Here is a 7,232-nt window from a genome sequence, read left to right as displayed (position 1 = left end):
TCGGCGACAGCGCCAGCGCGATCGCGGTCGCGCACGCGAGCGCGCGCACGACGGGTTTTCTGCTACCATGCTCCATGCAGGCTCCTCGTCCCTTGGAAAGGCGGTTCATGCCGCATCGTCTCCCGTATCGCTTCGCGGTCTGCGCCGCGGCCGTGTTCCTGCTGGCAGGATGCTTGTTCGCTGCCGCGTACCACTATGATAACAAATACCTGTTCGGGCCGCCCTACGGTGCGGACGGCGTCATCGAGGTGTCCGACGACGATCTCGACCGTCCCGTCCCGCTCGTGGACGGTTGGATGCTCTCCGTGGACGGGGCGCCGCGGACCGAAACCTTCATCGGCCAGTACTCCAACTTCTCCTATGCTCCCGGCGGCACGTCGGCTTTCGGCTCCGCCGTGTACGAGCTGACGCTTAGCTATGTCGGCGCGCAACGAGAACGCGCCCTCGTGCTGCTGGTTCCCGAGGTGTACGGTGATTTCACGTTGTACGTAAACGGGGTCGTTGCTGCGGCCGGCGGAGACGGGGCGCAGGTCGGCATCGTGGCGGACCGCGACACGCGTCTGCGCCTTGAGGTGCGCAACGACGAGCACTACTACAGCGGGCTGGTCTACCCGCCCGTGCTGGGCACCGCGCAGCAGATGGCGAACGTCTCGTTCGCGAACGCGCTGTCCGCCTGCGTGCTGGTGCTGGGGCCGCTGGCCGCGGCGCTGTTCGCGTTCGCGGTGCGCCGCAAGCGCGACGGCGATGCGCTTGCGCGCGACTTCGGCGTGCTGTGCGCCGCCTTCGCCGTGGCGGGCGCGCATGGCCTGGTCTGGCATCTGGGCGCAGCAGGAGCCTGGTGGTATGCCGTAGAGGACGCGGCCTGGACGTGCGTGCTCGTCTCAGCCGTGTCGGTAGCCGCCCGAGCCGCGGGTTTGGCGTGGACGCGCGATGCCCGCCCCCTCGTTCGCCGGACGGCCCGCGCGCTGTGGGCGCTGCCGGTCGTCACGCTGGCCTGGGCGCTGTCCATCCCGGCGCTGCCGGGCGGCATCGAGGCGTACGGCCTGTACCAGACCGCCGTGCGCGTCGGTTGCTGGGCGCTGTTCGCCGTATGCGCCGCCGTCGGGCTGCGCGATCGCACCGACGAGGCGCGCTTCGTGCTGTGCGGCTGCGCGGTGCTGGGCGCCGCGCTCGTGGCGAACCTTCTCGACAACAACGCGTACGAGCCTATGTACGGCCTGTGGCAGAGCGAGTACGCGGGGCTGCTGCTCGTGGGCGTGTTCGCCTGGATGCTGGTGGAGCGGGTGCGCCGCCTGCGCCTCGCCGCCGAGCAGGTGCGCGATCTGGAGGTGCAGGTGCGTGCGGCCGAGGCGGGGCTGCGCCATCTGCGGTCGGGCGAAGAGGCTACGAGGGCGGCGCGCCACGACCTGCGTCATCATGCGGCCGCGCTGAGCCGCCTGATCGACGCGGGGGAGCAGGAGCGCTGTAGAGCGTATCTGGTCGAGCTGTCCGGCCAGCAGGAGGCCGAAGCCCCTCTGCGCTACGCCGACAACTTGGTGGCGAACGCGGTCATGGCAGCGTATTTGGCTCCGGCCCAGGCGGCGGGGATCGAGGTGCGCTGCGAGGCGCGCGTGCCCGCGGAGCTTCCCCTGCGCGACACCGAGCTGTCCGTGCTGCTGTCGAACCTGTTGTCGAACGCCGTCGAGGCGTGCGAGCGCGTGCGAGCCGAGGGCGCCGGCCGGCCTTTCGTCTCGCTTTCCATGCGCGCGCAGGACGGACGGTTGGCCGTGCGATGCGAGAACGCGGCCGTCCCCGGCGCGTCGTTCTCGCGCACGTCCAAGGCCGACGCGTCCCGCCACGGTCTGGGCCTGCCCGCCATGCGCCAGATCGTCGAACGCCACGGCGGCGCGCTCTACGCCGACGTCGAGGGCGGAGTCGCCGTCGTGCGCATCGTCATTCGCTTGGACGGCTGAGCGACGCATCATCGGCCGAAAAACACGTTTTCCAGCCGATTTCCGTGTCTTTCGGCCGATGATGCGCATGTGCTCGCAAGGTTTCGGCTCCCGTCGCGCAAGGGGCGCCCGCCGAGGCGCGGAAAATGTGGTGAACTTGCGCGCTGCCTGGTGAGCGGCCTAGGCAAAGCGTTGCCGATATGGTATAAATACACGGCACGACAAAGAAGCAAGCGCGTTTTCGCGCACCATACTTTCGACACACGAGAAAGTGGGCTTGTTCCCGCTTTCTTTGTTTGTAAGGGCTCGCCGCTCCGCGGCGTGAGAGCATGGGGCGGCGAAGCGAAACCAAACGGGAAGGAGGAGGCGCGTGCTCAGCAAGAAGGAACAGCAGCTGCTCGACGCGTTAGCTCCCCGGGCGGAGCAGGAGGGCGTCGAGATCGTCACGGTGGAGGTCGCGGGCGCGAAGAAGGCCCCGACGATTCGCGTGTGCATAGACACGCCCGACGGCGTGAGCTTCGACGAGCTGTCCTCCGCGCAGGCGTGGATCAACGACCTCATGGACGAGCTCGACCCGTTCCCCGGGGCGTACACGCTGGAAGTGTCGTCGCCCGGCATCGACCGGCCGCTGCGCACCGCGGAGCACTTCGCGCGGTTCGTCGGCGATACGGCGGTGCTCAAGACGCAGCCCGTGGACGGTCGCGGCAGCTGGACCGGCGCCATCGCATCGGTGGAGGGCGACGTGGTCGTGCTCGACGTGGACGGCGCCGAGGCGCGCATCCCTATGGACACCATCAAACGCGCCCATCTGAAGGGCACGATCGATTTCGGCTCGCAGACGAGCATCTGAGGAAAGGAAGCGAAGACGTGGCAAGTTCAGAACTGATTGAGGCGTTGCAGGCGCTGGCGCATGAGCGCAAGATCGACGAGTTCTACCTCATCGAACGCCTCGAGGCATCGCTCGCCAAGAGCTACCAGCACATCCTCGATCTCGAGTGGGACGCCCGCGTGACCATCGACCGCCAGACGGGCCACATCTACGTGTACGAGCTGGTGCCGGTGGGCGAGCCCGACGAGGAGACCGGCGAGTACAGCGAGTTCGAGGAGCGCGACGTCACCCCCGACGATGTCAGCCGCATCGCCGCGCAGAACGCCAAGGGCGTCATCGCGTCCATCGTGCGCGAAGCCGGCCGTCAGTCCATCTACGAAGAGTTCTCGGACCGCGTGGGCGACCTCGTGACGGGCACGGTGCTGCAGGGCACGCCGGACTTCACCATCATCAAGATTCGCGACGGCGTGGAGGCCGAGCTGCCCCATTACGACGTGAAGCGCAACCCCAACGAGCGCAACGAGCGTCCGAGCAACGAGCACTACCGCCACAACCAGCGCCTCAAGGTGCTCATCATCGAAGTGCGCGACCCGAACTCCGACGCGCCGAAGATGCGCGGCGAGCAGGCGCGCCCGGCCATCGTGGTGTCGCGCACGCATCCGGACCTCATCCGCCGCCTGTTCGAGATCGAGGTGCCGGAGATCTACGACGGCATGGTGGAGATCAAGTCCATCGCCCGCGAGCCCGGCGCCCGCTCCAAGATCGCCGTGGCGTCGCGCGAGGCGAACCTCGATCCCGTGGGCGCCTGCGTCGGCCCGAAGGGCAGCCGCGTTCGCATGGTGGTGGAAGAGCTGCGCAACGAGCGCGTCGACGTGATCCAGTGGGCGGAGGATCCGGCGGTGTACGTGGCCAACGCGCTGTCGCCTGCGAAGGTGACCCGCGTCGTCATCGACGAGGACAACCACTACGCCACCGTCGTGGTGCCCGACGACCAGCTGTCGCTGGCCATCGGCAAGGAGGGCCAGAACGCCCGTCTGGCTGCGCGCCTGACCGGCTGGCATATCGATATCAAGAGCGCCAGCTTCACGGGCGAGTCGCTGGCTCCGATGGACAACATGCTGATCGACGAGGACGAGGCCGCGGACGACGAAGCCGGTCTGTGCGCCTACGTGGGCGAGGACGGGGTGCGCTGCCGCAACCATGCCCGTCCGGGCAGCCGCTATTGCGGCGTGCACGCCGACCTCGACGAAGCATAAGGCAAGGGTAGCGAGAGAGGGCGGCCAGGAATGACGACGACGAGGACGGTGCGCCAGCGCAGCTGCATCGCATGCGGGAAGCTGGCCGGCAAGGCCGAGCTCATGCGCATCGTGCGCGACCCGTCCGGCGCCGTGTCGTTCGACAAGACCGGCCGTGCGCCGGGCAGGGGGGCGTACGTCTGCTCCGAGGAGTGCTTCGCCGCCGCATGCAAGAAGAAAAAGCTCGACCGGGCGCTCAAGGCGACGCTCGGCAGCGATGAGTACGACAGGATCGCCGCCGACGTCGCTTCGGCTGCGCGCGAAGCGAGACAGAAGTAGAGGAGTGGTATATGGCCAGCATGCGAGTACATGAGTTGGCGAAGGAATTCGATATGTCGAGCAAAGAGCTGCTCGACAAGCTGCAGCAGATGAAGATCCCCGCGAAGAGCCATGCGAGCATGCTCGCGGACGCCTACGTCGACAAGATCCGCAAGAACCTGGAGCCCGAGATCAAGCAGCGCGCCGGGCAGTTGGAGGACGAGGAGGCCAGGAAGCTGGCCGAAGAGCGCGCCGAGGCCGAGCGCAAAAAGGCCGAGGAGGAGCGCGCCCGTCGCGAAGCGGTGGAGCAGGAGCGCGCCGCCCGCGAGGCCGAGCGCGCCCAGCGAGCCGAAGGCTCGTCCGACGACGGGCGCGCGCAGGGCGCCGACGGAGAAGGCGGCCCGAAGAAGGCGCCCGTTTCCTCGCCGTTCGAGAGCCTGGCGAGCCAGATCGAGAGCGAGAAGGAACGCGTGGCCCGCGAGGCCGCCGAGGCCCGCGCCCGCGCCCGCCAGGCCAAGATGGCTGCAGAGGTGGCCAAGAAGCAGGCGGTGGAAGAGGCGCTGCGCAACCGCAACGCGAAGGGCTCCAAGAGCGCTTCGAGCGCGTCGGCGCCGAAGAGGCCCGCGCCGGTGCTGGGCGCCAAGAAGCCTGCGTTCGACTCGCTGCTGTCGCAGATCGAGGCCGAGAAGCAGCGTATCGAGGCGCAGAAGCAGGCTGCTCCCGCCGCCCGCGACGCCGCGCGCAAGGGCTCCAAGCCCGAGCGTCCGGCCAAGAAGGGCAAGCGGGGCGGGCACGTCGAGCAGATCGTGCCCGAGCTCGAGCAGCAGGCAGCCCAGCCCGAGGACCGCTACGCGCAGATGGCCGTGCAGGCCGAGAAGCTGCAGCGCGACAAGGTGCTGGCAGAGGCTCGTGCCGCCGTCGCCGCCGCGTCCACGCATGAGGGCGAAGGCCGCCGTAAGAAGCGCAAGGAGAAGCGCGAGGCCGAGAACCGCGAGCGCATGGAGCTGGAGGCCATCGAGAAGGGCCTCGATCCCACGCTGGTGCTCGACGATTCCGTCGTGGAGATCCCCCAGGGAGCCACGGTGGCGAAATTCGCCGAGATCCTGGGCGTGCAGCCCAACGACATCATCAAGCGCCTGTTCATGCTGGGTCAGGTGCTCACCCTGACGCAGTCCATGAGCGACGAGCTGGTCGAGCTCATCGCCGACGACATGGGCCGCAAGGTGCGCGTCGTGTCTCCGGAGGAGGAGTATGCGGTGGTGTACCACGACAAGGACGAGGACCTCAAGCCCCGCCCGCCCGTGGTCACCGTCATGGGCCACGTCGACCACGGCAAGACGTCGCTTCTGGACGCCATCCGCGACACGGGCGTCGTGGCCAGCGAGGCCGGCGGCATCACCCAGCATATCGGCGCGTCGGTGGTGGAGATCGACGGCAAGCAGATCACGTTCATCGACACGCCGGGCCACGAGGCGTTCACGGCCATGCGCGCCCGCGGCGCCCAGGTCACCGACGTTATCGTGCTGGTGGTGGCCGCCGACGACGGCGTCATGCCGCAGACCATCGAGGCCATCAACCACGCGAAGGCGGCCGAGGTGCCCATCGTGGTGGCCGTCAACAAGATCGACAAGCCGGGCGCGAATCCCGACCGCGTGCGTCAGGAGCTGGTGGAGTACGGCGTCATTCCCGAGGAGTGGGGCGGCACCAACATGTTCGTGGAGGTGTCGGCCAAGCAGCGCCTGCACATCGACGACGTGCTGGAGACGATCATCCTCCAGGCCGACGTGCTGGAGCTCAAGGCCAACCCCGACGCCGAGGCCTCCGGCTTCGTCATCGAGGCGAACCTCGACAAGGGCCGCGGTCCCGTGGCCACCGTGCTCGTGCAGCGCGGCACGCTGCACCCGGGCGACGTCGTGGTGGCCGGCACCTCGTACGGCCGTGTCCGCGCGCTGGTGGATCCGCATGGCAAGCACGTCGATTCGGCCGGTCCCGCCGATCCGGTGGAGATCTTGGGCCTGAACAGCGTGCCCACCGCCGGCGACGAGTTCCGCGTGTTCGAGGACGAGCGCGACGCCCGCAAGCTGGCCGAGGAACGCGCGCTGCGCGCCCGCCTGGCCGAGCAGGAATCCAAGAGCCACATGAGCCTGGACGACCTGTTCAACCGCATCGAGGAGGGCAAGCAGACCGACCTGAACCTCATCGTGAAGGCCGACGTGCAGGGCTCCATCGAAGCGCTGCGCGACGCGTTCGAGAAGATGGACCAGTCCGAGGTGCGCATCAACATCGTGCACTCGGCCGTGGGCGGCATCACCGAGACCGACGTCACGCTGGCATCGGCCTCCGACGCCATCATCATCGGCTTCAACGTGCGCCCCACGGGCAAGTCGAAGCAGCAGGCCGAGAAGGAGAAGGTGGACATCCGTCTGTACAGGATCATCTACCAGGCCATCGAGGAGATCAACGCGGCTCGCGTGGGCCTGCTGTCCCCCGACATCGTGGAGGAGGACACCGGCATCGCCGAGGTGCGCGAGACGTTCAAGGTGCCGAAGGTGGGCACGATCGCCGGCTGCTACATCGTGGAAGGCGAGATCCATCGCGACGACAAGGTGCGCATCGTCCGCGACGGCACCATCATCTTCGAGGGCGTCATGGAGTCGCTGCGCCGCTTCAAGGACGACGTGAAGTCCGTGAAGCAGGGCTACGAGTGCGGCATCGGCATCGAGAAGTTCCAGGACCTGAAGATCGGCGACCACATCGAAGGCTACACCGTGAAGGAAGTCGAGCGCACGGAGTAAGAAGATGAACCTGCGCCGCGGCGTCGCGGGGTAATGCCCAGTCGCTCAGACAGTCCTCGCTTGTGTGCGGCGCCGCTGAGCGAAGCGAAGCAAGTCCCCGTAGGGGAAACTCGCTTGGTGGGCA

Annotated in this window: 5 protein-coding genes; all 5 read left to right on the top strand. The window is 67.9% G+C overall.

Features of this window, described 5'->3' with window-relative positions; all coding sequences use genetic code 11:
- The first annotated feature begins 107 nt into the window (after positions 1 to 107).
- The 5 genes from HMPREF1023_RS14590 (at position 108) to infB (ending at position 7,108) form a co-directional block, all read left to right on the top strand.
- On the top strand, positions 108 to 1,952 hold the full coding sequence (locus HMPREF1023_RS14590) for a GHKL domain-containing protein (protein ID WP_009307211.1): 1,845 nt from the start codon (positions 108 to 110) through the stop codon (positions 1,950 to 1,952).
- 349 nt (positions 1,953 to 2,301) lie between these two features.
- The gene (gene rimP, locus HMPREF1023_RS14585) at positions 2,302 to 2,781 is read left to right on the top strand and encodes a ribosome maturation factor RimP (RefSeq protein ID WP_009307210.1); all 480 of its coding nucleotides are present in this window, start codon (positions 2,302 to 2,304) and stop codon (positions 2,779 to 2,781) included.
- Positions 2,782 to 2,798: 17 nt separating this feature from the next.
- Positions 2,799 to 4,016 (top strand): transcription termination factor NusA, encoded by a 1,218-nt coding sequence (gene nusA, locus HMPREF1023_RS14580; protein ID WP_009307209.1) that lies wholly within the window; start codon positions 2,799 to 2,801, stop codon positions 4,014 to 4,016.
- A 30-nt stretch (positions 4,017 to 4,046) separates the two neighbouring features.
- Entirely contained in the window at positions 4,047 to 4,334 is a 288-nt protein-coding gene (rnpM, locus tag HMPREF1023_RS14575; RefSeq protein WP_009307208.1) for an RNase P modulator RnpM, read from the top strand.
- 11 nt (positions 4,335 to 4,345) lie between these two features.
- Positions 4,346 to 7,108 (top strand): translation initiation factor IF-2, encoded by a 2,763-nt coding sequence (gene infB, locus HMPREF1023_RS14570; protein ID WP_009307207.1) that lies wholly within the window; start codon positions 4,346 to 4,348, stop codon positions 7,106 to 7,108.
- Positions 7,109 to 7,232 lie beyond the last annotated feature (124 nt).

It is taken from the genome of Eggerthella sp. 1_3_56FAA (assembly GCF_000185625.1).
GTDB lineage: Bacteria > Actinomycetota > Coriobacteriia > Coriobacteriales > Eggerthellaceae > Eggerthella > Eggerthella lenta.
This window is presented reverse-complemented; position numbering and strand designations above follow the sequence as displayed.